This is a genomic window from Kitasatospora sp. NPDC088742, from assembly GCF_055584905.1.
The window spans coordinates 100528-124907 of the sequence record NZ_JBVJLD010000021.1; the positions used below are offsets into that span (position 1 = coordinate 100528).

Below are 24380 nucleotides of genomic sequence, written 5' to 3' on the forward strand. Positions count from 1 at the left end.
TGGGGGTTCAGGGGCGCGGGGAACTGCGCGCTGGGGAACGGCAGCGCGTGCAACTGGCTCGCGTGCCCCGATCTAGCACTGGGCCGCCTTCCGTACTCGCGCGGTTCCCCGCGCCCCTGAAGCATCACCACGTTCGCGAAGGAGTCGGCGGTGGCTGTCAGCGAGATCGGTGCCGCCGGGCCGCGGTGGCGTGGGGTGGTCGGGGGCGTCTCGGCGGTGGCGCTGGCTGCGGCGGCGTGGGCGCGGGGCGGGGTGGGGGATCCGCTGGCGCGGTTCCTGGTGGCGGCGGCGGTGGTGGTGCTGACGGCGCATCTGCTGGGCGCGCTGTTCCAGCGCTTCGGCCAGCCCCAGGTGGTCGGCGAGGTGGTCGGAGGGTTGCTGCTCGGCCCGTCCGCCCTCGGCCTGCTCTGGCCGGCCGGCCAGCAGTGGCTGTTCACCGCGCCGGTCCGGCAGGGCCTCGGCTCCGCCGCCGACCTCGGCCTGGCCGTCTTCATGTTCCTGGTCGGCTGCCGGATCCGCCCCGAGGAGCTCAGGGTCCGCGGCGGTGCGCTGCTCGGCCTCGGCGTGGGCAGTCTGCTGACGCCGTTCCTGGGCGGCCTGGGCCTGGCCCTGCTGCTCGGTGGCCGGCTGGCGGACGGCTCCCGGCCCGCCGCCGAGACCCTCTTCCTCGGTCTGGCGCTCTCCGTCACCGCGCTCCCGGTGCTGGCCCGGATCCTCGCCGAGCTCCGTCTCACCGACCGTCCGCACGGCCAACTCGCGCTCGGTGCGGCGGCGTTGGGCGACGGCGTCGGCTGGGCGGCGCTGACCGTGCTGCTCGCCGTGACCGGCGGCGGCCAGGCCGGCGCCGCACCGCTCACGGTGGCCGCCCTGGTGGTGCTGCTGCCCGCCGTCTGGTACGGGCTGCGGCCCGCGCTGGCCGCCCTGGTGGACTGGTCCGAGCGCCAACCGGCGGCGCGCGGTGGCCAGTTGCTCTCCGCGCTGCTGGCCGGACTGCTCGGGCTGGCCGCGCTCACCCAGTGGCTGGGGCTGCACCCGGTGGTCGGCGCGCTGCTGTTCGGCGCGGCCACCCCGGGCGGCCATCCGGCGGTGCAGCGGATCTGCCGGCAGTTGGAGGGCTTCACCTCGGCGGTGCTGCTGCCGCTGTTCTTCGTCGGCATCGGGCTCCGGACCTCCGCCGGGGCGGTGCTCGGCGATCCGGCCGGCTGGCTGACGCTGCTCGCGGTGCTGGCCGTCGCGGTCGGCGGCAAGCTGCTCGGCGCGGTGCTGGGCACCTCGGTGGCGGGGCTGCGGCCGGCCGAGGGGCTGCGGCTGGGGGTGCTGATGAACTGCCGGGGCGTCACCGAGCTGGTGGTGATCACCATCGGCCACCAGGCCGGGCTGGTGAACGACCTCGGAGCCACCGTGCTGGTGCTGGTGGCGGTGCTCACCACGGCGGCCACCGCTCCGGCGTACCGGCTGCTGGAGCGCCGCTCGGCGAGGTGATCACGGGTGGGCTAGGTGAGGGTCGTGCGGTGATTTGCCTGTCGTGTGCATGCCCGTGTTTGGATGGCTCGGATTCACGGGGGTCACCGCACCGACATGCCGCCGGAGGGCACCTTGCGCGTACTGCTGGTCGCCAGCGCTTTCAACAGTCTGACCCAGCGGGTCCACGTGGAGCTGCGTGAGCGCGGCCACCACGTCGGGGTCGAACTCGCCCTGGGCGACGAGGCCCTGCGGGCCGGGGCGGCCCGGTTCCGGCCCGACCTGATCGTGGCGCCGATGCTCACCCGGAAGGTACCGGAGGACGTCTGGCGGGCCTACCCGGTCTTCATCGTGCACCCCGGCCCGGCCGGCGACCGGGGCCCGTCCTCGCTGGACTGGGCGATCCACGACGGCGCCGCCGAATGGGGCGTCACGGTGCTCCAGGCGGTGGCCGAGATGGACGCCGGCCCGGTCTGGGCCAGCGTGCCGTTCCCGCTGCGGGCCGGGGCCAAGAGCGAGGTCTACCGCAACGAGGTGGCGGACGCCGCCGTCGAGGCGGTGCTCCAGGCGGTCGAACGGTTCGCCGGCGGCTGGTACGCCCCGGACCTGGCGGTCGGCCGGATCGGGCGCGAACGCCCGTACCACGCCCAGGAGTTCCGCCGGATCGACTGGACGGTCGACTCCACCGCGACGGTGCTGCGCAAGCTACGCGCGGCGGACAGCCAGCCCGGTGTGCTGGACGAGCTGTACGGCCGGGAGTACTACCTGCACGGTGGTTGCGGCGAGGACCGGCTGCGCGGGCGCGCCGGCGATCTGATCGCCAGCCGGGACGGCGCGGTCTGCCGCGCGACGGTGGACGGGGCGGTCTGGATACCGCAGTTGAGGCCGCGTCGGACGCCCGGCGGCCCGGCCACCTACAAGCTGCCCGCCGCCACCGTGCTCGGGCCGCAGCTGACCCTGGCCGGGGTGCCCGAGGTGCCGGTCTCGCCGGAGGAGGCGGCCGGGCGGGAGACCTGGTCGGAGATCCGCTACCGGGAGTACGGCGAGGTCGGCTACCTCGAATTCGCCTTCCCCGGCGGGGCGATGAGCACCGCCCAGTGCCGCCGCCTGCTCCGCGCCTACCGCGCGGCGGCGGCCCGGCCGGTCTCCGTGCTGGTGCTCGGACCGGCCCGGGACTTCTTCTCCAACGGCATCCACCTCAACGTCATCGAGGCCGCCGCCGACCCGGCCGCCGAGTCCTGGGCCAACATCAACGCGATGGACGACCTGGTCGAGGCGATCCTCACCACCACCGACACCTACGTGATCTCGGCGCTGTCCGGGAACGCGGCGGCGGGCGGCCTGATGCTGGCCCTCGCGGCGGACGAGGTCTGGTGCCGGGCCTCGGCGGTGCTCAACCCGCACTACCGGCTGATGGGCCTCCACGGCTCCGAGTACTGGACCTACACCCTGCCCCGCCGGGTCGGCGTCGAACAGGCCGGGAGGCTCACCTCGGCCGCCCTGCCGATCGGCGCCCGCGAGGCCCTGACCCTCGGCCTGGTCGACCGGGTCGCCGGGGGCGACTCCGGGGAGTTCCGCCGCTGGGCCGCCGCGGAGGCCGAACAGCTGGCCCGCTCCGGGGAGTTGGGTGACTGGCTGGTGGCGAAGAAGCGCCGCCGCGCCGCCGACGAGGCGGCCAAGCCGCTGGCGGCCTACCGCGCGGAGGAGTTGACCCATATGCGGCACAACTTCCTCGCCCCCGACGAGCCTTACCACGCCCTCCGCCGCGCCTTCGTCCACAAGACCTGCCCCACCGAGACCCCGGCCCACATCCGCGGGTAGCCGACGGACGTGGCTGCGCCACCAGGGGCGCGAGGAACTGCGCGAGTCGGGAGGCGGCTCACCTGCGACTGAGGGCACGTCAGCCAGTTGCAGGTGTTGCCGTTCCCCTGCGCGCCCTGCGGCGGAGCCGCACACCAGCAGAGCCTCGCGCTCCTGATCAGGCCGGGCGGACGGTGACCTTGTCGGGGGCTACGGCGAAGGCGAGGGCGCTGGAGAAGATGTAGCAGCCGAGGCCGACCGCGAGGGGGAAGACGAACTGGAGGGCCACCACCCCCGGCGGGGTGGTGCGGACACCGGAGAGCGAGACCTGGACGGCGGCCATGCCGGTGTAGTGCATCGCGCAGACCGCCACCCCCATCACCGGTGCGGCGGCCAGCACCGCCCCGGTGGCCCGGATGTTGAGCGCGGCCCAGAGCGCGGCGGTGGCCGCGAAGACCGCGATGCCGACCGAGGCGGCCACGGTCGTCCGGTCGTAGACCAGCGTCCCGTTGATCTGCATCGCGGCCATGCCCATGTAGTGCATGGCCGCCACCCCGAGCCCGGTTGCCACCCCGCCGGCCAGCAGCGAGGCCCGTGGGTGGCGGCTGTACCCGACGGTGAAGATCCCGATGCCGACCACCGTGATGGCGACCAGCAGGCTGAGCACGGTGAGCGGCACGTTGTACCGGATCTCCGCGTCCTGGACCGCGAAGCCGAGCATGGCGATGAAGTGCATGCTCCAGATGCCGACCCCGAGCGAGATCGACGCGAAGATCAGCCAGTTGCGCCGGGTGCGGCCCTCGGTGAGCAGGGCCCAGCGGGTGGAGCGCAGCGCGAGCAGGGCACCCAGGCACGCGGCCAGGTACGAGATCGCCGGGGTGACCCAGCCGTGCACCGCGTGGTCGATGTGACCCAAGAGGACTCCTAGGCATGCTGTGTTCCTGACAACAAGACCCAATCATCCTGACCGAACGTGGGCAACCATGGTGGTTTCGGTGAAGTCCCAGGCCAGAGCGGGTCCTTCACGGGCAGTGCAAGACACGCTCACCAATCCCACCGATACTCATTTTTGTTAGGGAGAGTAATGAGATAGGCTAAGAACATGCCCGAGATGTCCGAGGCCGACCTCGCTGCCGTCAGTCAGCTCCGGTCGGCCGCGATGCGCCTTGCCCGCCGGTTGCGACACCAGCGGGTCGAGGAATCGCTGAGCCCCACCGAGATCGGGGTGCTCGGCACCCTCGCCCGGTGTGGCAAGGCGACGCCTGGTGAGCTCGCCAGGAAGGAACACGTCCAGCCGCCGTCGATGACCAGGATCATCGCGATGCTGGAGGAGAAGGGGTTGGTGCGGCGCGAGCCGCACCCCGAGGACCGCCGGCAGGTGATGGTGAGCTCCACGGAGGAGGCCGAGGCCATCCTCGAGGAGAGCCGCCGCCGTCGGAACGTCTGGCTGGCCGAACTGGCCGAAGGACTGACCGAGGAGGAGTGGGCGCAGCTCAAGGAGGCCGCACCGGTCCTCTACAAGCTGGCCCACCTGTAGCCGACGACCCGTCAGCGCATCGAGGCATCGACAGAAGGAGCACCGCATCACCTCAGGACCGATACGAGACACCAGCAGCGCGACCGGGTCCCACACCGCGGTCGCGCCAGGAGGGGAGCCCACCTTGACACCGCCGGCCGCCGTCAGCGCCGCCATCCGTACCGACGACTCCACCAGCCAGCCCGCGGCGCCAGGCGCCGCCGCCGTCGAGAGCCCCGAGCCCACCCCCGTGGGCCTGCCGGGCACCGGCGACGACGACCCCGACGAACGCACCGCGGCGGAGATCCCCGCCGCATCCACCCCGCTCCGCGGGGACGGCCCCACCGGGGCCCGCTTCACCCGGCCCGGCGGGATGTTCTCCTCGCTGCTGATCCGCAACTACCGCTACTACTTCGCCGGACAGGTCGTCAGCAACACCGGCACCTGGATGCAGCGGATCGCCCAGGACTGGCTGGTGCTCAGCCTCACCGGCAGCCCGCTCGCGGTCGGCATCACCACCGCGATGCAGTTCCTCCCGATGCTGCTGCTCGGTCTCTGGGGCGGCGTGCTCGCCGACCGGCTGCCCAAGCGGCGGCTGCTGATCGCCACCCAGGGCGCGATGGGCCTGCTGGCCGCCGGCCTCGCGGTGCTCACCATCACCGGGGCCGCCACCGCCGGTTTCGTGTACGTCTTCGCCCTGCTGCTCGGCCTGGTCACCGTGGTCGACAACCCGGCCCGGCAGGCCTTCGTCAGCGAGATGGTCCCCACCAAGGACCTGGCCAACGCGGTCAGCCTGAACGCGGCCAACTTCCAGACCGCCCGGCTGGTCGGCCCGGCCGTCGCCGGTCTGCTGATCGCCGCGGTGGGCAGTGGCTGGGCCTTCGCGGTCAACGCGCTCTCCTTCGTGGCGGTGATCGGCGGTCTGCTCGCCATGCGCGAGAGCGAGCTGCGCCCGATCGAACGGGTGGCCCGGGAGAAGGGCCAACTCCGGGAGGGGCTGCGGTACGTGAAGGAGCGTCCGGAGCTGCTCTGGCCGATGGTGCTGGCCGGGTTCATCGGCACCTTCGGGTTCAACTTCCCGACCCTGCTGGCGGGTTTCGCCCACGACACCTTCCACGTCGGGGCCGGTCAGTACGGTCTGCTCAACACCGCGATGGCGGTCGGCTCGCTGGCCGGCGCACTGCTCGCCGCCCGGCGCGGGGCGCCGCGGCTGCGGCGGCTGGTCGGCGCCGCGCTGGCCTTCGGCGCGTTCCAGATCCTGGCCGCCTTCGCGCCCGGCTACTGGACCTTCGCCGCGCTGCTGACGGTGATCGGGATGTTCGGTCTGACCTTCAACACCTCGGTCAACTCGGCGATCCAGCTGGCCACCGACCCCGCACTGCGGGGACGGGTGTCGGGCCTGCTGGTGCTGGTCTTCACCGGCGGCACGCCGATCGGCGCCCCGGTGGTCGGCTGGGTCACCGGCGAGTACGGGCCCCGGTTCGGGCTGCTGGCCTGCGGAGCGGTCTCCGCGCTGGCGGCCGTGGTGGTCGGCCTGGTGCTGGCCCGGGTCGCCGACCTCAAGGTCCGGGTGGACCTGCACCGGGGGAGCCGGGTGGTCGCCCTGGTGCCGCGCACTCCGCTGCGCGGGCGCGAGCTGGCCACGGCCTGCTGATCCCTCCGGGTGGCCCGGTCAGAGCCTGATCTCCAGGAACTGGCCGGGCCACGTGCTGCCGTCGGGGCGGTCGACCTCGAAGGTCCCGCACGGGGTGAACCCGAGCTTGAGGTACTGGCCCACCAACTGCCGGTCGTCGCCGCCGAAGCAGTCCACCCGCAGGGTCGGCAGCCCGCGCCGCCCGGTCTCGGCGAGGGCGTCCGCGACCAGTGCGGCACCGACGCCGCGGCCGCTCGCAGCCCGCTCGGTCGCCAGGAACCGCAGGTACAGCTCCGGCCCGGGGGCGGGCTGCGCGTACTCCGGCCCCGCCTCGTTCAGTACGCAGATCCCCAGCAGTCCGCCGTGCTCGGCGACCGCCACCCGGGCGTGCATGGTGGTGAGGTACCGGTGGATCCGCTCCACCAGCTCCGGCCGCGCACTCCACGGCTGGTCCCCCCACTGCCCGGTCCTGCCCTGGCCGACCAGCCAGGCCATGGTCCGGTCGAGCAGGGCGACGATCGCGGGGGCATCGGAGGCGGTTCCGGTACGTATCTCCATGGCCGCCGTTCTACCAGAGGCCCCGCCGGGGCGGGGATCATGGAGGCATGAGGCTCTTCGTGGCGGTGAACCCGCCGGTGGTCGCGGTGCAGGAACTGGTCGATGCGGCAGCCCCGTTGCGGGAGGCGGCCGGGGCGGAGCGGTTGCGCTGGAGCGGGGAGGAGGGGTGGCACCTGACCCTCGCGTTCCTGGGGGAGGTGCCGGTCACCGAGGTGCCGCCGCTGGAGGAGGCGCTGGCCCGGGTGGCGCAGCAGCACGGGGTCCACCGGCTCCGGTTGGCGGGCGGCGGCTGCTTCGGGGACCGGGTGCTGTGGGCGGGTGTGGACGGGGAGGTCTGGGCGCTGCGGCGGCTGGCCGAGGGGGTCAGGGAGGCGGTGGGCCAACTGGCGGGCGAGAGCGACCAGTTCGGGTTCCACCCGCATCTGACCCTGGCCCGGGCCGGCTCCTCGCACGGCCGTCCCCGGGCGGCCCGCCGCACCGACGCCGCCGACCTCCAGGCCCTCGCCGCTGTCCTGGACGACTTCCGCGGCTCCGACTGGGAGGCCAACGAACTCTGCCTGATGCGAAGCGAGTTGGACTTCGCCCCGGCCCGCTACTCGGTGCTGCACCGGTGGGATCTGGCCAACTGGAGCCGGTAACCATCTCTTGTGGAGAAACCGTCTGCGCCCTACGTTCGTCTGATGGAGTTGGAGCTGCGTCACCTGCGGACCGTCCGGGCCATCGCCGAGGCGGGCAGTCTGACCAAGGCCTCGGTCTCGCTGGGGTTGGCGCAGCCCGCGCTGAGCACCCAACTCCAGCGGATTGAGCGCCTGTTGGGCGGTGCGTTGTTCGACCGTGGCCGCAGTGGGGTACGGCCGACCCCGCTCGGTGAGTTGGTGCTGGACCGGGCCAGGGTGCTGCTGCCGGCGGCGCGGGAGCTGCAGGAGGAGGCGGTCCGGTTCGCCAATGCGCACGGTGGCCGCCGCCGGTTCCGGGTGGGGGCGACGCACGGGCCGCTGCTCGGGGCGCTGGTGGACCGGCTGGTGGCGGAGCACCCCGGGGCGGCGGTGAACACCGCGGCCTCCTGGTCGACCCAGGAGCTGACCGGCCAGGTGGCCAGCGGGCGGCTGGACTTCGCGCTGGTCGGGGTGTGCGGGCAGAGCCGCCCGGCGGGGGCGGAGCGGCTGGCCTGGCGGGAGGTGGGTACCGATCCGGTGTTCGTGATGCTGGGCGAGGCCCATCCGCTGGCCGGGCGGCGGGAGTTGGGGCTGGAGGAGCTGGCGGCCGAGCAGTGGGCGGTGGTCCCGGGGGAGGGCTGCTTCGCGGACTGCTTCGCGGCGGCCTGCAGCCGGGCCGGCTTCACCCCGGCGGCGATGTACGAGACCGACACCGCCTCCTGCGTGCACCTGGTGCAGGTCGGCCGGGCGGTGGGCCTGGCCCGGGCCACCTTCCCGCCCACCGCCGGGGTGGTGACCGTGCCGCTGACGGGTGATCCGCTGATCTGGCGTCATCTGCTCGGCTGGCACCCGGGGTCACCGGAGGCGGACGCCGCCGCCGAGGTGACGGCGTATGCCCGCCGGGCCCACGGCGAAGCGGCCGGCCGCAGCCCGTCCTACGCCGCCTGGCGGGCCCGCCGCGCGTGAGCGGCTACGCCAGGGGCGCTGCGCGCGGGGGAACGGCAACACGTGCAACTGGCTCGGATGCCCCGATCTAGTGCCGTGCCGCCTTCCGCTTCGCGCAGTTCCTCGCGCCCCCGGTGTAGCCACCTTCGCCGGCACCCCAGTCTCAGCCCAGGGCGGGGGTGTCCAGGAGGTCGATCGAGCCCGGGGTGGCGTCGCCGAGTTCGAGGAGGATCAGCTCGTTGGCGCCGGCCCGGAGGAGGGGCTGCGGGCAGTAGAGGGCGGTCTGCGGGCCGCGTGCGTCGTAGCGGCCGAGGAGGAAGCCGTTGACCCAGAGGTAGCCGTGGCGGCCGTCGGGGACGGCGAGCCAGGTGTCGCCGGGGGCGTCCAGGGTGAGGGTGCCCCGGGCGAAGGGGCCCTCGCCGGTGTAGGAGAGCTCCGGGAGCGGGGCCAGCAGGTCGAAGGCTGCGACCTCGCAGCCGTGCAGGTACTGCCGCTCGTGCCGCACGCCGCCCGTGATGCCCTTCGAATCCCCGGTCTGTGGGCCGTAGTTGACCCGGCCGAGCGAGCTCACCAGCAGCTCCAGCTCCACCCCGCCGGGCACCGAGACCGGCTCGCCGGCCGCGCCGCGGTGCAGCTCGGCGACCCGCTTGCCGTCCACCCGCAGCTCCGCGCGGTCGTGCAAGCCCTCGACGGTGAGTGGGAGTTCGGGCCGCTCGGCCGGTACCCGGAAGACGTAGCGGACCACCCCGTGCTCCAGGCCCAGCTCCTCGAAGCTCGGCGGCACCGGGTGCCCGGCGGCCGGGCCGAACGGGATCGGCGCCCGGCCGGTCAGCTGCACCGTGCGCGGCTCCAGGACCGGCGGCAGCGAGTACGGCCGCGCCTCGCCCAGGAAGCGGGCCTGCTCGGGGTGGGCGGCGGCGAACTCGGCCAGCACCTCGGCGAAGAGGGCGTACTTGGCGGCGGGGGCGCCGCGCTCGTCCAGCGGGGCGTCGTAGTCGTAGGAGGTGGTGACGGGCTGGTACGGGGAGTCGGTCCAGTCGGTGGAGTTGAACGGCGGGTCGGCGAGGTTGGCGCCGGCGCCGGTGCCGAAGTTGGTGCCGCCGTGCGCCATGTAGAGGTTGACGGAGCCTCCGGCGGCCAGGATGCGGCGCAGGGTGTCGGCGGCGTCGGCCGCGTCCCGGCTGTGGTGCGGCTTGCCCCAGTGGTCGAACCAGCCGTTCCAGTACTCCATGCAGAACGGCGGGTCCTCGGGGCGGTGCCGGTGCAGCACCTCGAAGGCGCCCTCCGGGTCGGAGCCGAAGTTCACCGTGGCCAGCACGCCCGGCAGGGTGCCGCCGGTGAGCATGTGGTCCTCGGGGCCGTCCGAGGTGAACAGCGGGACCTCGAAGCCCCGGGCCAGCAGGCCGTCGGCGAGGTGGCGCAGGTAGGCGTGGTCGCTGCCGTAGGAGCCGTACTCGTTCTCCACCTGGACCATCAGGACGTTCCCGCCCCGGGTGGTCTGACGCTCCACCACCGCCGGGAGCAGGGCGTCGAAGAAGCGGTCCACGGCGGCCAGGTACTCCGGGTCCGAGGTGCGGGCCCGGCGGCCGACCCGGGCGGTCAGCCAGCCCGGCAGCCCGCCGTTGTCCCACTCGGCGCAGATGTACGGGCCGGGGCGGACGATCGCCCACAGGCCCTGGCGGGCCGCCTCGTCCAGGAAGGCGGGCAGTTCCTCCAGGCGCTGGTACTCGCCCGGGCGGGGCTCGTGCAGGTTCCACGGGACGTACGTCTCGACCGTGTTCAGACCCATCGCGCGCAGCGCGGCCAGCCGGGCCGGCCACTGCTCGGGGCGGGTGCGGAAGTAGTGCACCGCGCCGGAGAGGATGCGGAGCGGACTGCCGTCGAGACGGAAACCGGTGGAGTCGTAGGTGAGCATGCCCCCAGCCTGCCGGAAAGGGGCAGGTCGGGGCCATGGACAAACCCCGGGGGTGTGTTGGACTGTCGGTGGCGAGTCGGAGTCGGAGTCGGAGTCGGCGGCGGTCGGGGAGGTGACGGTGGAGCGGTGGTGGTGGTACCTGACGCCCGGTCCGGCCCAGGTGGCGACCGGGTTGGCCTGCCTCGGGGTGGGCATGCAGCGCGGGGTGCTGCCCACCGTCGGGCCGCGCACCCTGGACCACTGGGTGACGGTGGTGATCACCAGTGGCCGGGGGTGGTACGAGAGCCCGGACGGCGCCCGTCACCGGGTGACCGCCCCTGCGGTGCTCTGGCTGCGCCCCGGTGAGCCGCACCACTACGCGCCGGACGCCGAGGGCTGGTCGGAGTCATTCGTGGACTTCACCGGCGCCGGGCTGGCCGGCTACGCCGAGCTGGGCCTGCTGCCGCAGCTGCGGATCACCCCGCTGACCACCGCCGAGCCGGCCCAGCGGGTGGTGTCCCGGATCGCCGCAGCCTGCCGCCGGGGCGGCCCGCTGGTGGACGTGGAGAGCTCGGCCGGGGTGCACCAGCTGCTGGTCGAGCTGCGCCGCCACCGGGCCGACGTGGACGTGGCCGGGGAGCCGGTGCTGGAGGTGCTCCGGCGGGACGCCTGCCTGCCGCTGTCGATCGCCCAGCACGCCCGCCGGGCCGGGCTGACGGTGGCCGAACTACGGCGCGCGGTGCGCTCGGTGGGCGCGGTCGGGCCCAAGGAGTACCTGCTGACGGTCCGTCTGAACGAGGCCAAGCAGCTGCTCGCGGCCAGCGGCCTGCCGGTCGCGGCGGTGGCCCGCCGGGTCGGCTACCAGGACCCGGCCTACTTCACCCGGATCTTCACCCGCCGGGTCGGGATGGCACCCTCGGCCTTCCGGGCCCAGCAGTACCGGGGCGACGGGCAGCTGCGCGAGGTCGGCCGGGAGGAGCTGGCCGAGGAGCTCTCCGGCCTGTACGGCCCGGAGCGGGGCGGCGCGGAGGCGGGGCGGGCCACCGGCCGGCCCGGGCCGGCCACCGGGTAACCTCGATGACCGTGGACCCCAAGACCCGAATGCGAATCGTGAGCGGCGCGCTGGCGCTGCTGCTGGCCGTGGTGATCGTCAGCGCCCTGCTGCGGCGCTGAGGCAGGAGAACGCGAAGACCCCCGAGGCCGGGCCCCGGGGGTCTTCGCGGTGTCGTACCAGCTGTCGGGCTAGAGGTTCTCGACCACGTAGTCGACGCAGGCGGTGAGCGCCTCGACGTCGGCCGGGTCGACCGCCGGGAACATCGCGATCCGCAACTGGTTGCGGCCCAGCTTGCGGTACGGCTCGGTGTCCACGATGCCGTTGGCGCGGAGCACCTTGGCGATCGCGGCGGCGTCGATCGACTCGTCGAAGTCGATGGTGCCGACGACCTGCGAGCGCTCCTCGGCCTTGGCCACGAAGGGGTTGGCGAAGGAGGACTTCTCGGCCCAGCCGTACAGCCGCGAGGCCGAGTCGGCGGTGCGGGCCGTCGCCCAGTCCAGACCGCCCTGACCGTTGATCCACTCCAGCTGGTCGGCCAGCAGGAAGAGGGTGGCGATCGAGGGGGTGTTGTAGGTCTGGTCCTTCGAGGAGTTGTCGATCGCGGTCGGCAGGTCGAAGAACGGCGGGATGTACCGGCCGGAGGCCGCGATCTCGGCGGCGCGCTCCAGGGCGGCCGGGGAGAAGGTGGCCAGCCAGAGGCCGCCTTCGGAGGCGAAGGACTTCTGCGGCGCGAAGTAGTAGACGTCGGTCTCGGAGATGTCCACCGGCAGGCCGCCGGCGCCCGAGGTCGCGTCCACCAGCACCAGCGAGCCCGCGTCCGCGCCCGTGGGGCGGGCGATCGGCATCGCCACGCCGGTGGAGGTCTCGTTGTGGGTGAGCGCGTAGACGTCCACGCCGGCCTCGGCGACCGGGAGCGGGTGGGTACCCGGCTCGGTCTTGATCACCGAGGGGTCGGCCAGCCAGGGCGCGGCCTTGACGGAGGACGCGAACTTGCTGGAGAACTCACCGAAGTTGAGGTGCTGGGACTTCTCGCGCACCAGCCCGAAGGCGGCGATGTCCCAGAAGGCGGTGGAGCCGCCGTTGCCCAGCACGACCTCGTAGCCCTCGGGGAGGGAGAACAGGGAGGAGACGCCCTCGCGGACGCGCTTCACCACGTTCTTCACCGGCGCCTGCCGGTGGGAGGTGCCGAGCAGGGAGGTACCGGTGTCGGCGAGGGCCTTCAGGGCCTCGGGCCGCACCTTCGAAGGGCCGCAGCCGAAACGACCGTCGGCGGGCTTGATGTCAGCGGGGATCTGGATCTGAGCCACGGCCGCAGCCTACTGCCCGTGTTCACCGGCCGGACACCGTCGTCCGCCCCCTGAGATGTGATCTTCGGCGCTCGGAGCAGGACGGAACGGGCCCGGGGGGAACCCCCGGACCCGCTCGAAAGAGTGACTGCGGGTCAGTGCGCGATCGACTCGAAGCCCTCGACCTCGCGCGGGCTGCGCGGGCCGGGGCCGATGTAGCGGGCGGCCGGGCGGACCAGGCGGCCGGTGCGCTTCTGCTCCAGGATGTGCGCGGACCAGCCGGCCGTGCGGGCGCAGGTGAACATCGAGGTGAACATGTGCGCCGGGACCTCGGCGAAGTCCAGCATGATGGCGGCCCAGAACTCCACGTTGGTGGCCAGCACGCGGTCGGGGCGGCGGTTGTGCAGCTCCTCCAGCGCGGCCTTCTCCAGCGCCTCGGCGATCTCGTAGCGCGGGGCGCCGAGCTCCTTGGCGGTGCGGCGCAGCACGCGGGCGCGCGGGTCCTCGGCGCGGTAGACGCGGTGGCCGAAGCCCATCAGGCGCTCGCCCTTGTCCAGTGCGTTCTTGACCCAGGCCTTGGCGTCGCCGGTGCGCTCGATCTCCTCGATCATGCCGAGCACGCGGGACGGGGCGCCGCCGTGCAGCGGGCCGGACATCGCGCCGACCGCGCCGGAGAGCGCGGCCGCCACGTCGGCGCCGGTGGAGGCGATCACCCGGGCGGTGAAGGTGGAGGCGTTCATGCCGTGCTCGGCGGCCGAGGTCCAGTAGGCGTCGATCGCCTTGACGTGCTTCGGGTCCGGCTCGCCGCGCCAGCGGATCATGAAGCGCTCGACCACGGTCTCGGCCTTGTCGATCTCGCTCTGCGGGACCATCGGCAGGCCCTGGCCGCGGGCCGACTGGGCCACGTAGGAGAGCGCCATCACGGCGGCCCGGGCGAGGTCGTCGCGGGCCTGCTCGGCGGAGATGTCGAGCAGCGGCTTGAGGCCCCAGACCGGGGCGAGCATGGCGAGCGCGGACTGCACGTCGACCCGGATGTCACCGGAGTGGACCGGGATCGGGAACGGCTCGGCGGCGGGCAGGCCGGGGTTGAACTTGCCGTCCACCAGCAGGCCCCAGACGTGGCCGAACGAGACGCTGCCGACCAGTTCGTCGATGTCCACACCGCGGTAGCGGAGTGCGCCGCCCTCCCGGTCGGGTTCGGCGATCTCGCTCTCGAACGCGACGACTCCCTCGAGCCCGGGTACGAAGTCGGACATGGACGGCTCCTTCAGTGATCCGTTGGACGGGCCGCCGATGGTGGGGCGGCCGCGCCGGTGACCGTTGGTGGATTGGCACTCGGTGTCAGAGTGTCAGGCACGGAGTGCATTGCGCCAGACACCACCACGGTGATGTTCCCAGCGGACGCTCCTGCCGGGTCCGGCGGCGCTGACGGACCTTCTGGGCATTTCCGGACGGAACCGGAGGTTACTCCGACCGACCAGGGGCGGAGCGGTGGCGAGACACCTTATCTCCCACCCGGGTTTGCCGGGACGTAGCGGTGGCCGACGCTTGTCGTACGGGATGATGTTGCCGTGCCTACCGCGGATCGTCACCCGACCCCTCCGACCAAGCCGACCGCCGGAGCCCCGGCCGAGCCCCGGCCCGCGCCGGACCCCAGCGTGATGCGCCGGCATTACCAGCACGAGGGGCTGGGCGAGAAGCAGCTCGCGGCCGACCCGGTGGACCAGTTCACCGAGTGGTTCCAGCAGGCCGACGAGGCGGGTGTGCCGGAGCCGAACGCGATGGTGCTCTCCACCGCCGACGGGCAGGGGCGGCCGAGCTCGCGCACGGTGCTGCTCAAGGGGTACGACCGCCGGGGCTTCGTCTTCTTCACCAACTACGGCTCCCGCAAGGGCACCGAGCTGGCCGCCAACCCGTGGGCCTCGCTGCTCTTCCCGTGGATCGTGATCTCCCGTCAGGTCATCGTCAGCGGAAGGGTGGAGAAGGTGGGCCGGGACGAGACGGCGGCCTACTTCCGCACCAGGCCGCACGGGTCGCAGCTGGGCGCCTGGGCCAGTGAGCAGTCCAGTCCGGTGAGCAGCCGGGAGGTGCTGGAGCGGCGCTACGCCGAGCTGGAGCGGCGCTACCCGGAGGGCGAGGGGGTGCCGGTGCCGCCGTTCTGGGGCGGGTACCGGGTGGTGCCGGAGACGGTCGAGTTCTGGCAGGGGCGGGAGAACCGGCTGCACGACCGGCTGCGCTACGTGGCCGAGCCGGGCGGCTGGCGGGTGGAGCGGCTCTGCCCCTGATGGTGCGCATGCTGACCCTACGTCAATCGCAGTAGTCACAACTCGCTGGAACTGATGGATTTCTGGCCATTTGCGCGGTGCGCAGGGGTATCCTCCTGCTTCACTTGGCGGTAATCGGGTGGGCCCGCCCCCGCGGGTTTCCCCGCTTCCCCCGCGTTTCATGCGCAGAAACGAGACTGCAATGGTCACCGCACTCGCCATCCGGCCTGCTGACCGCGACTCGGTCGAGGAGACCGCCCCACGGGCCTCGCTCTCCGACCTCGCTGCCCTGGGCACCGACCGTCTCACCGCCGACCTGCACCGGGCGCTGCCCGGCGCGGACAGCGGCCAGGTCGCCGTGGCGGCCTTCAACTCCTCCATCTGACGGTCACCGCACAGCCGGAGCCCGGTCATGCTCCCCGCCCCGCCGCAGGTCCCGTTCACGCAGTTCGTCCTCAAGGTGCACAGCCGGTGTGACCTGGCCTGTGACCACTGCTACGTGTACGAGCACGCCGACACCAGCTGGCGTGGCAAGCCGCGCACCGTCTCGGAGTCCGTGCTGGCCGCCGCGGCGGCCCGGATCGGGGAGCACGCCCGGGCCCACCGGCTGACGGCCGTCCACGTGGTGCTGCACGGCGGGGAGCCGCTGCTCGCGGGCCCCGCCGTGCTGCGCAGGGCGGCCGAACTGCTGCGCGCCGCGCTGCCGCCGGAGTGCGTGCTGGACCTGCGCATCCACACCAACGCGGTGCGGCTGACCGAGGAGTTCTGCGAGCTCTTCGACGAGCTCGGCATCAAGGTCGGCGTCTCGCTGGACGGGGACCGCGCGGCCAACGACCGGCACCGCCGCTTCGCCGACGGCCGCAGCAGCCACGCCAAGGTGCTGGCCGCCGTCGAGCTGCTCCGCCGCCCCGCCTACCGGCACCTCTACGCCGGGCTGCTCTGCACCGTCGACGTGCGCAACGACCCGGCCGCGGTCTACGACGCGCTGGTCGAACTCGCCCCGCCCCGGATCGACTTCCTGCTCCCGCACGCCACCTGGGACCAGCCGCCGGAGCGTCCGGAGGAGCTCGGCCCGACCCCGTACGCGGACTGGCTGCTGGCCATCCACGAGCGCTGGACGGCGCACGGCCGCCCGGTGCCGGTCCGGGTCTTCGACTCGGTGTACCGCACCCTGCGCGGCCGCTCCAGCCTGACCGAGTCGCTCGGCCTGGACCCGGCCGACCTGGTGGTGGTGGAGACCGACGGCACGCTGGAGCAGGCCGACAGCCTGAAGACCGCCTTCGACGGCGCCCCCGAGACCGGGTTCGACGTCTTCGCGCACACCCTGGACCAGGTGGCCGCGCACCCGGGCATGGCGGAGCGTCAGTCCGGTCTGGCCGGGCTGAGCGAGCAGTGCCGGGCCTGCCCCGTGGTCCGCTCCTGCGGTGGTGGTCTGTACGCCCACCGCTACCGGACCGGCCACGGATTCGACAACCCCTCCGTCTTCTGCGGGGACCTGATGAAGCTGATCACCACCATCCGGGACCGGATCACCCCCGTGGGTACCGTCCCCGCTCAGCCCGGCCCGGCCGAACGGCCGCTGACCGAGGCCCAGTTGGACGAGCTGGCGGAGGGCCTCGGCAGCGCCGACACCGTCCGCGCGCTGGCCGCCGCCCAACTCGGCCTGACCAGAAGGATGCTGGCCGCCCTCTCCGCCGGAGCACCCCAACCCTGGGCGCTGCTGGCCGAGTTGGACGGCACCGCACCGCAGGCGCTGGACGCGGTGCTGGCCCACCCGTACGCCCGGGCCTGGGCGGTGCGCTGCCTGGAGCGCGAGCCCGGCGCCGACCTCGGCGGCCTGGCCGAGCTGGCGGCGGCGGCCGCGCTGCGGGCCGGGCGGGAGTTCGAACTCCCGGTGCCGGTGCGCGGCGGCGCGGTGCACCTGCCGACGCTCGGCCGGCTGCGGGTGGACGGCGCGGGTGAGGCGGTGCTGCACGGGACCGCCGAGGGCTTCACGGTGCGCGGGGTGACGGTCGGCTGGGACGCCCCCGGCGGCGCCGCCTGGCAGCCGGTGCGCCGGGTGGAGCTGCCCGGCGGTCCGGCGCTCGCCCTGGAGGACACCGACCCGCAGCGGGACGCCCACCAGTGGCCGGTGGCCGAGCGGCTGGCCGAGGCCGAACTGCTGGGCTGGACGGGCGCGTTGCGGGAGTCCTGGGAGCTGCTCCGGCGGGACCTGCCGGAGTACGCGGCCGGTCTGGCTGCCGGGCTCCGCACCGTCACCCCACTGCGGCCCGGCCCGGACGGACGGGACGTCAGCGCGGCCGCCCGGCAGGCCTTCGGCGCGGTCGGCATCGCCCGCCCGGCCACCGCCCCGACCCTGGCGCTGCTGCTCGCCCACGAGTTCCAGCACGTCAAGCTGGGCGCGGTGCTGGACTTCCACGAGCTGTACGACCCGGCCGACGACCGGCTCTACCACGCCCCCTGGCGGCCCGACCCGCGCCCGCTGGAGGGCCTGCTCCAGGGCACCTACGCCCACCTCGCGGTGACGGCGTACTGGGGCACCCGGGTGCGCGCCTACGACGGCCTGGCCAGCGAGGCGGCCGACCACGCCCGGGTGCAGCTGGCCACCTGGCGCGGGCACACCGCCCGGGCGGTGGAGACGCTGGCCGGCTCCGGCTCGCTGACCGCGCTCGGGCTGCGGTTCGCGGACGGGATGCGGGCCACCGTGGAGCCCTGGCTCGCGGTGGAGGTCGGCCGGGCCGCCGAACTGGCCGCCGCCGAGCGGGCGGCGGCCGTCGGGTGACCGGGGCGGCGGAGCTGGAGCGGGGCCTGCGGGAGCTCGGCGTCGAGGAGGGCGAGACCCTGCTGGTGCAGTCCTCGCTCCGCTCGCTCGGCGAGCTGGACGGCGGCCCCGAGGCGCTGCTCAAGGCGCTGCTCGCGGTGCTCGGCGAGAGCGGCACCCTGGTCGTCTACACCGCGACCCCGGAGAACTCCAACACCTCCCGGCTGGCGCTCGCCCCCACCCTGGGCATGACGGAGGAGCAGAAGCAGACCTACTGGCGCACGCGCCCCCCCTTCAACCCCGACACCACCCCCACCTCCCGCATCCTGGGTCACTTCTCCGAGGTGGTCCGGCTGGCCCCCGGCGCCGTCCGCAGCCACCACCCGCAGACCTCCTTCGCCGCCCTCGGCCGCCGGGCCGTCGAACTGACGGCGGATCACCCCCTGACCAGCCACCTGGGCGAGGGCTCCCCGGTCGGCAAGCTGCGCGACTGGCGGGCCAGGGCGCTGCTGATCGGCGTCCCGGTCTGGTGCTGCACCGCGCTGCACCTGGCCGAGTACCTCCAACCCGACCCCCCGCTGCAGACCTACGGCTGCGTCCTGCCCGACGGGAACTGGACCTCCTTCGAGGCGGTGCACCTGAGGGACGAACACTTCCCGGGCATGACCGGCGCGTTGGAGCGGATGCCGAGCCTGGTCAGGGGCCCGCTGGGCGCGGCGGACAGCTTCCTGATGGACATCGCCGACGGCGTGGCGGTGGCCGACCGGCACCTGCGCGGCTGACGGCCCTATTCCATTGGAGAACCAGCCCTTCCTACACTGAAGTCCCTCTGTGGGGGAACGGCACACCTGGGAGAGAGAACACACCGGATGTCTCGGGGGAGGCGCGTGTGTACGACGAGGAATCTGGTGGTTGGGACGAGGGGACGGAGCGGGAGCGACCGTACTTCTTCCTGAGCTACGCCCACGTGCCGCGGGCCAGGACCAAGGGCGCCGGTGATCCGAACCAGTGGGTCAGCCAGCTCTACGAGGACCTCTGCGAGGCGGTGCTGGCCCTGACCGACTACCGCTCCGCCCGCCCGCCCGGCTTCATGGACCAGTCCATGCACCAGGGCCAGCTCTGGGCCAAGCGGCTCTCCCAGGAGCTGGCCACCTGCCGGGTCTTCGTCCCGCTCTACTCGCCGCGCTACTTCTCCAGCCTGGCCTGCGGCCAGGAGTGGCACTCCTTCACCCAGCGCCCGGTCTTCCCGGCCCGGCAGACCTCCGAGCGCACCAGCGGCATCGTGCCGGTGCTCTGGGTGCCGATGAGCGACCGTCAGCTCCCCGAGGTGGCCCGCCAACTCCAGTTCAACCACCGGGGGTTCGGCCGGGAGTACGAGGACGAGGGGCTCTACGCGCTGATGCGGCTCGGGTACTTCCGCAAGGCCTACGAGCTGGCCGTCTTCCGGCTGGCCCGGCGGATCGTCGAAGTGGCCGAGAACACCGTCATACCGCCCGGCCGGGCGCTGGACTTCAACGCCCAGCCGAGCGCCTTCCCGATGCCGCGCACCAAGCAGCTGCGGATCTCGGTCTACTCCTACGCGCAGTCCGAGCTCCCCGAGGGGCGCAATCCGGACTACTACGGCACCCGGCGGCAGGACTGGCACCCGTACCAGCCCGCCTCCTCCCGTCCGGTGGCCGAGCACGCGGCAAGGGTGGCACGGCAGTTGGGCTTCGAGCCGACGGTGCACGAGTTCGAGGAGGACGAGGCCGAGCTGCTCTCCGGCGCCCCGCCGAACGCGCCGGGCCTGGTGCTGCTGGACCGCTGGGCGCTCAAGGACGACGAGCGCCGGCAGGCGGTCGCCCGCTTCGACCAGCTCAACCCGCCCTGGGTCAGCGTGCTGGAGCCCTGGAACGCCGATGACCCGGACTGCGTCGCCGAGGACCAGCCGCTGACCGAGCTGAGCGCCCGTACCCTGCGCTACAAGCGCCGGGAGGCCAAGCCCAGCTTCCGGGACGGCTCCGGCGAGCTGGGCTCGCTGGCCGACTTCGAGGAGGCGCTGCCGCGCGCGGTGATGCGCGCCAAGTACGCCTTCGAGGACCGCACCGCCGCAGAGGTCAACCCGCCCGGGCAGCAACGGGATTCGGGCCGCTTCCGCCCCCGCCTGAGGGAGGCCTTCGACCAGGACCCGCCCAGGGACCGGGGAAGACCTTCGTACGACCCGCACGACGAGCCGCCGGACGACGAGGAGGAGGGGCCCCTGCCGGGCCGCTTCGGGGGAGGACACCGATGACCGACAACCCGACCAGGAAGCTCCGACTGCCCGGCCAGGCCGCCGCGCCGGCCGACGAGGCCCGGCCCGCCGGCGGCGAGGACCGCCAGGGCCGGGTGGTGACCTTCTACTCCTACAAGGGCGGCACCGGCCGCACCATGGCGCTGGCCAACACCGCCTGGATCCTGGCCGCCAACGGCTTCCGGGTGCTCACCGTGGACTGGGACCTGGAGGCACCCGGCCTGGCCAAGTTCTTCCGCCCCTTCCTGGACCAGGGCGCGCTGGCCGGCACCACCGGGATGATGGACCTGATCACCGACTACCGCGAGGAGGCGCTCCGCGAGATCGAGCACCCGCCGGGCTGGCACCGGGACTTCGCCCGGGTGCACCCGCACGTGCTCTCGCTCTCCTGGCCCGGCTTCCCGGCCGGCGGCAGCCTGGACTTCCTCTCCGCCGGGCAGCTGAACCGGGACTACTCCGAGGTGGTCGGCCGGCTCGACTGGGACCTCTTCTACGACCGCTTCGACGGCGGCCAGTTCTTCGACGCGCTCAAGCGCGACATGAGCCGCCGCTACGACTACGTGCTGATCGACAGCCGCACCGGCCTGTCCGACATCGCCGAGATCTGCACCGTGCAGATGCCGGACGACCTGGTGGTCTGCTTCACCCTCAGCGACCAGAGCATCGAGGGCGCCTCCAAGATCGCCCAGCACATCAACGACCGCTACCGGGAGCGCGGCATCCGCATCCTGCCGGTGCCGATGCGGATCGACGAGGGCGAGAAGGAGAAGGCGGACGCCGGCCGCGCGCTGGCCCGGCTGCGCTTCGCCGGGCTGCCCGAGGGGCTGGCCGACGAGGACCTCTCGCACTACTGGGGCTCGGTGGAGATCCCGTACCGGCCGTTCTACGCCTACGAGGAGATCCTGGCCACCTTCGGCGACCAACCCGGCACCCCCACCTCGATGCTGGCCGCCTGCGAGCGGCTCACCACCGTGCTCACCCGGGGCCGGATCACCTCGCTGCCGCCGATCGACGAGGAGGTCCGGCTGCACTGGGTGGACGCCTACACCCGGCGCCGCCCGACCGCCCCCGCCGACCTCTACCTCTCCTTCGTCCCCGAGGACCGGATCTGGGCCGACTGGATCGCCGCCGTCCTGGAGAGCGCCGGCTTCCGGGTGGTCCCCCGGGACATCGGCGCCGGGGCCGACTCCCGGCTGGAGACCGAGCGCGGCATCGACACCGCCTACCGCACCGTCGCGGTGCTCTCGGCCGGCTACCTGAGGGCCCCTCAGGCCCGGGCGCTGTGGGACTCGATGGGCGGTTTCGACCCCTCCGGGACACGCCGTCAGATCGTCCCCGTCCGGGTCGGCGACGTCCGCCTCACCGCCCCGTTCAGCGGCCGCAACCCGATCGACCTGGTCGGCCGCGACGAGACCCAGGCCGCCGCCATCCTGCTCCGCGCCCTCGGCCGGGCCGAGACCGAGGCCGACCCCGAGGTGGTCATCCCGCGCTTCCCCGGCACCAAGCCCGCCTACTGGTCGGTGCCGCAGCGCAACCCGTCCTTCACCGGCCGGGCCCGGGTGCTGGAGGAGCTGAGGGACAGTCTGGTCGGCGGCCCGATGGTGGTGCTGCCCACCCCGCAGACCCTCTACGGCCTCGGCGGTGTCGGCAAGACCCAGCTGGCCCTGGAGTACGCCCACCGCTACATGTCCCACTACGACCTGGTCTGGTGGATCGACGCCGAGCAGACCGAGCTGATCCCCACCGCCCTGGCCGAACTCGCCAACCGCCTCGGCCTGCGGGTCGGCGACTCCGTCAACGAGGCCGCCGAGGCGGCCCGGGAGGCCCTGCGCAAGGGCACCCCCACCCCCCGCTGGCTGCTGATCTTCGACAACGCCGACGAACCCTCGGAGATCCGCCGCTTCTTCCCCGGCGGCTCCGGCCACGTCCTGGTCACCTCGCGCAACCAGGCCTGGTCCGGCCAGGCCGGCGTGCTCGGCGTCGACGTCTTCACCCGGGGCGAGTCCATCGAACACCTCACCCGCCGCACCCGCGGCCTGTCGAGGGCCGACGCCGACCGGGTCGCCGAGGCCGTCGGCGACCTCCCGCTGGCCGTCGAGGTCGCCGCCGCCTGGCTCGACACCACCCGCACTCCCGTCGACACCTACGTCGCCCAGCTCCACCAGGAGGCCACCCGCGCCCTGGCCGTCGGCCGCCCCGCCGACTACCCCACCCCCGTCGGCGCCACCTGGAACGTCTCCATCGCCCGCCTGCGCGAACAGTCCCCCGCGGCGGTGCGGCTGCTCCAGCTCTGCGCCTTCATGGCACCCGAGCCGATCTCCATGGACCTCTTCTACAGCGACCAGATGATCCGCTCCCTGGTCCGCTACGACGAGGACCTCAGCGACACCTTCATGCTCGGCAAGGTGATCCAGGCCGTCGGCCGGTACGCGCTGGCCAAGGTCGACGCCGGCTCCAACTCCTTCCAGGTGCACCGGCTGGTGCAGGCGGTGGTCCGCTCCGAGATGGACGACCCCTCCCGGGAGGCCGCGATGCACGAGGTGCACCGCATCCTGGTCGGCGCCCGCCCCGTCCTCGGCGACACCGACAACCCCGCCAACTGGCCCCGCTTCGAGAAGATCTGGCCGCACCTGGCCCCCTCCCGGGCCCAGGACTGCGACGAGCGCGAGACCCGCGAGCTGATGATCGACCGCGTCCGCTACCTCTGGAAGCGCAGTGACCTCGACCGCGCCCGCGCCCTGGCCGAACAGCTCGACCTGACCTGGACCAACCGGCTGGCCGGCGAGGCCAACGAGGCCGAGGCCCGCCACCTGCGCCGCCAGGTGCTCAGCCTCAACTTCCAACTCGCCAACGTGGTGCGCTCGCAGGGCAACTTCGCCGACGCCCGCGCACTCGACGAGCGCACCCTGGCCGGCCAGCAGCAGCTGCTCGGCGAGCACAACCCCTACACGCTGATGACGGCCGGCTCGCTCGGCGCCGACCTGCGCGCCCTGGGCCGCTTCCAGGAGGCGCTCGACCTCGACCTGGAGACCTACGGCCAGTTCCGCGAACTCTTCGGCGAGGAGAACGCCCGCACCCTCTCGGCCGCCAACAACCTCGCCATCGACTACCGCCTGGTCGGCGACTCCGCCGCCGCCCGCGACCTCGACCAGGACACCTTCGACCGCCGCCAGGCCGTCCTCGGCCCCCGCCACCCCTACACCCTCTCCAGCAAGTCCAACCTCGCCCGCGACCTGCGCGAGATCGGCGACTACAAGGGCTCCATCGAACTCCTGCGGGAGGTCAACGAGGAGCTCGCCGACGTCCTCCAGCCCGACCTCCCCGAGAACCTGCGCAACGCCAAGTCGCTGGCGGTCTCGCTGCGCCGCGAGGGCCACCTGCGGGAGGCCCGCCAACTCACCATGCAGACCTACGAGCGCTACCTCGACCGCTACGGCTCCGAGGCCGCCGAGACGCTCGCCTGCGCCCTCAACCTCGCCGCCGACCACAGCGCCTCCGGCGACAAGGAGGCCGCGCGGGACTTGGCCACCGCCGTCTACGAGGGCCACCAGCGGCTCTTCGGCGACGAGCACCCCTTCACCCTGGCCTGCGAGAACAACCTCGGCATCTACCTGCGCGGCAGCGGCGACGTCGAGGCCGCGATCCGCCGCGGCAGCCACACCGTCGACGCCCTGCGGGCCGTGCTGGGGCCCGACCACCACTACACCCTCAACGCGATGATCAACCTGGCCAACGCCTACGGCGACGCCGGCCAGCCCGCCAAGGCCGAAGAACTCGAACGGGCCGCCTACACGGGCCTGGTGAACCGCTACGGCCCCGGCCACCCCGACGCCATCGCCTGCGAGTCGAACCTGGCGGTCACCCTCCGCAAGTCCAACCCCGGCCAGGCCGCGGAACTCCGCGAACACGCCCTCACCGAACTCCTGCGCCTCTTCGGCGAGGAGCACCCCAACACCGTCGCCTGCCGCGGCTGGAAGCGCATCAACCGCGACCTCGAACCCCAGCCCGTCTGAGGCACGTGGCTACGCCACTGGGGGCGCGAGGCTCTGCTGATGTGCGGCTCCGCCGCGTGGGCGCGAGTACGGAAGGCGGCTCACCTGCAACTGAGGGCACGTCAGCCAGTTGCACGTGCTGCCGTTCCCCTGCGCGCCCCGCGGCGGAGCCGCACATCAGCAGAGCCTCGCGCCCCCGAGGCGCAGCCACTCGCGTATAGGCTCCCCGCATGGATCAGGTACTGGTGACCAGGCGGCTCGTCGATGGTGTGGTGGAGCGGCTGGCCC

General features: G+C 73.2%; 18 protein-coding genes. 13 read left to right on the forward strand and 5 right to left on the reverse strand.

Annotation, left to right across the window (positions count from 1 at the left end; genetic code table 11):
* The first annotated feature begins 150 nt into the window (after window positions 1–150).
* Window positions 151–1482 carry a cation:proton antiporter gene (locus ACZ6ZR_RS18555; protein ID WP_465643565.1) on the forward strand — a complete coding sequence of 444 codons (1332 nt, stop codon included), beginning with the start codon at window positions 151–153 and terminating at the stop codon, window positions 1480–1482.
* Window positions 1483–1596: 114 nt separating this feature from the next.
* The gene (locus ACZ6ZR_RS18560; RefSeq protein ID WP_465643567.1) at window positions 1597–3282 is read left to right on the forward strand and encodes a hydrogenase maturation protein; all 1686 of its coding nucleotides are present in this window, start codon (window positions 1597–1599) and stop codon (window positions 3280–3282) included.
* 157 nt (window positions 3283–3439) lie between these two features.
* Here ACZ6ZR_RS18560 and ACZ6ZR_RS18565 read toward each other — a convergent pair whose 3' ends face one another.
* On the reverse strand, window positions 3440–4177 hold the full coding sequence (locus ACZ6ZR_RS18565) for an MHYT domain-containing protein (RefSeq protein WP_465643569.1): 738 nt from the start codon (window positions 4175–4177) through the stop codon (window positions 3440–3442).
* 186 nt (window positions 4178–4363) lie between these two features.
* Between ACZ6ZR_RS18565 and ACZ6ZR_RS18570 the strand changes: the two genes are divergently transcribed.
* Complete coding sequence (locus tag ACZ6ZR_RS18570) at window positions 4364–4798, forward strand: MarR family winged helix-turn-helix transcriptional regulator (RefSeq protein ID WP_465643571.1); 435 nt, start codon at window positions 4364–4366, stop codon at window positions 4796–4798.
* Between the two features lie 124 nt (window positions 4799–4922).
* A complete protein-coding gene (locus tag ACZ6ZR_RS18575) occupies window positions 4923–6431 on the forward strand; it encodes an MFS transporter (protein ID WP_465643573.1) in 1509 nt (502 codons plus the stop codon).
* Window positions 6432–6449: 18 nt separating this feature from the next.
* Here ACZ6ZR_RS18575 and ACZ6ZR_RS18580 read toward each other — a convergent pair whose 3' ends face one another.
* On the reverse strand, window positions 6450–6968 hold the full coding sequence (locus ACZ6ZR_RS18580) for a GNAT family N-acetyltransferase (RefSeq protein ID WP_465643575.1): 519 nt from the start codon (window positions 6966–6968) through the stop codon (window positions 6450–6452).
* Window positions 6969–7015: 47 nt separating this feature from the next.
* Between ACZ6ZR_RS18580 and thpR the strand changes: the two genes are divergently transcribed.
* Window positions 7016–7606, forward strand: a complete 591-nt coding sequence (gene thpR, locus ACZ6ZR_RS18585; RefSeq protein WP_465643577.1) for an RNA 2',3'-cyclic phosphodiesterase — start codon at window positions 7016–7018, stop codon at window positions 7604–7606.
* A gap of 42 nt (window positions 7607–7648) precedes the next feature.
* Entirely contained in the window at window positions 7649–8590 is a 942-nt protein-coding gene (locus tag ACZ6ZR_RS18590) for a LysR family transcriptional regulator (protein WP_465643579.1), read from the forward strand.
* Between the two features lie 142 nt (window positions 8591–8732).
* Here the strand turns inward: ACZ6ZR_RS18590 and ACZ6ZR_RS18595 are convergent, their stop codons facing one another.
* Entirely contained in the window at window positions 8733–10484 is a 1752-nt protein-coding gene (locus tag ACZ6ZR_RS18595) for a glycoside hydrolase family 35 protein (protein WP_465643581.1), read from the reverse strand.
* A 118-nt stretch (window positions 10485–10602) separates the two neighbouring features.
* Here ACZ6ZR_RS18595 and ACZ6ZR_RS18600 point away from each other — a divergent pair, with 118 nt between their 5' ends.
* The gene (locus ACZ6ZR_RS18600; protein WP_465643603.1) at window positions 10603–11535 is read left to right on the forward strand and encodes a helix-turn-helix transcriptional regulator; all 933 of its coding nucleotides are present in this window, start codon (window positions 10603–10605) and stop codon (window positions 11533–11535) included.
* A 170-nt stretch (window positions 11536–11705) separates the two neighbouring features.
* Here ACZ6ZR_RS18600 and serC read toward each other — a convergent pair whose 3' ends face one another.
* Both serC and ACZ6ZR_RS18610 read right to left on the reverse strand, forming a co-directional pair.
* On the reverse strand, window positions 11706–12824 hold the full coding sequence (gene serC / locus ACZ6ZR_RS18605; protein WP_465643583.1) for a phosphoserine transaminase: 1119 nt from the start codon (window positions 12822–12824) through the stop codon (window positions 11706–11708).
* Window positions 12825–12958: 134 nt separating this feature from the next.
* Window positions 12959–14059 carry a citrate synthase 2 gene (locus tag ACZ6ZR_RS18610; protein ID WP_465643585.1) on the reverse strand — a complete coding sequence of 367 codons (1101 nt, stop codon included), beginning with the start codon at window positions 14057–14059 and terminating at the stop codon, window positions 12959–12961.
* Window positions 14060–14464: 405 nt separating this feature from the next.
* Here ACZ6ZR_RS18610 and pdxH point away from each other — a divergent pair, with 405 nt between their 5' ends.
* From pdxH to fxsT, 6 genes are all read left to right on the forward strand, one after another.
* A complete protein-coding gene (pdxH, locus tag ACZ6ZR_RS18615; protein ID WP_465643605.1) occupies window positions 14465–15088 on the forward strand; it encodes a pyridoxamine 5'-phosphate oxidase in 624 nt (207 codons plus the stop codon).
* Between the two features lie 181 nt (window positions 15089–15269).
* Window positions 15270–15452: a hypothetical protein gene (locus ACZ6ZR_RS18620; RefSeq protein WP_465643587.1), complete on the forward strand. Its 183-nt coding sequence runs from the start codon at window positions 15270–15272 to the stop codon at window positions 15450–15452.
* Between the two features lie 27 nt (window positions 15453–15479).
* Window positions 15480–17849 carry an FxsB family cyclophane-forming radical SAM/SPASM peptide maturase gene (locus ACZ6ZR_RS18625; protein WP_465643589.1) on the forward strand — a complete coding sequence of 790 codons (2370 nt, stop codon included), beginning with the start codon at window positions 15480–15482 and terminating at the stop codon, window positions 17847–17849.
* Complete coding sequence (locus ACZ6ZR_RS18630) at window positions 17846–18610, forward strand: AAC(3) family N-acetyltransferase (RefSeq protein ID WP_465643591.1); 765 nt, start codon at window positions 17846–17848, stop codon at window positions 18608–18610. The genes ACZ6ZR_RS18625 and ACZ6ZR_RS18630 overlap by 4 nt, the downstream gene beginning before the upstream one ends.
* Before the next feature lie 107 nt (window positions 18611–18717).
* Complete coding sequence (locus tag ACZ6ZR_RS18635) at window positions 18718–20100, forward strand: TIR-like protein FxsC (protein ID WP_465643593.1); 1383 nt, start codon at window positions 18718–18720, stop codon at window positions 20098–20100.
* The gene (gene fxsT, locus ACZ6ZR_RS18640) at window positions 20097–24113 is read left to right on the forward strand and encodes an FxSxx-COOH system tetratricopeptide repeat protein (RefSeq protein ID WP_465643595.1); all 4017 of its coding nucleotides are present in this window, start codon (window positions 20097–20099) and stop codon (window positions 24111–24113) included. The genes ACZ6ZR_RS18635 and fxsT overlap by 4 nt, the downstream gene beginning before the upstream one ends.
* Window positions 24114–24380 lie beyond the last annotated feature (267 nt).

Coding starts and splice junctions, on each gene's coding strand:
- ACZ6ZR_RS18610 (WP_465643585.1), bottom strand. CDS start 14,059: ATGTCCGACTTCGTACCCGGGCTCGAGGGAGTCGTCGCGTTCGAGAGC.
- thpR (WP_465643577.1), top strand. CDS start 7,016: ATGAGGCTCTTCGTGGCGGTGAACCCGCCGGTGGTCGCGGTGCAGGAA.
- ACZ6ZR_RS18595 (WP_465643581.1), bottom strand. CDS start 10,484: ATGCTCACCTACGACTCCACCGGTTTCCGTCTCGACGGCAGTCCGCTC.
- fxsT (WP_465643595.1), top strand. CDS start 20,097: ATGACCGACAACCCGACCAGGAAGCTCCGACTGCCCGGCCAGGCCGCC.
- ACZ6ZR_RS18570 (WP_465643571.1), top strand. CDS start 4,364: ATGCCCGAGATGTCCGAGGCCGACCTCGCTGCCGTCAGTCAGCTCCGG.
- ACZ6ZR_RS18625 (WP_465643589.1), top strand. CDS start 15,480: ATGCTCCCCGCCCCGCCGCAGGTCCCGTTCACGCAGTTCGTCCTCAAG.
- ACZ6ZR_RS18580 (WP_465643575.1), bottom strand. CDS start 6,968: ATGGAGATACGTACCGGAACCGCCTCCGATGCCCCCGCGATCGTCGCC.
- pdxH (WP_465643605.1), top strand. CDS start 14,465: ATGCGCCGGCATTACCAGCACGAGGGGCTGGGCGAGAAGCAGCTCGCG.
- ACZ6ZR_RS18590 (WP_465643579.1), top strand. CDS start 7,649: ATGGAGTTGGAGCTGCGTCACCTGCGGACCGTCCGGGCCATCGCCGAG.
- ACZ6ZR_RS18620 (WP_465643587.1), top strand. CDS start 15,270: ATGGTCACCGCACTCGCCATCCGGCCTGCTGACCGCGACTCGGTCGAG.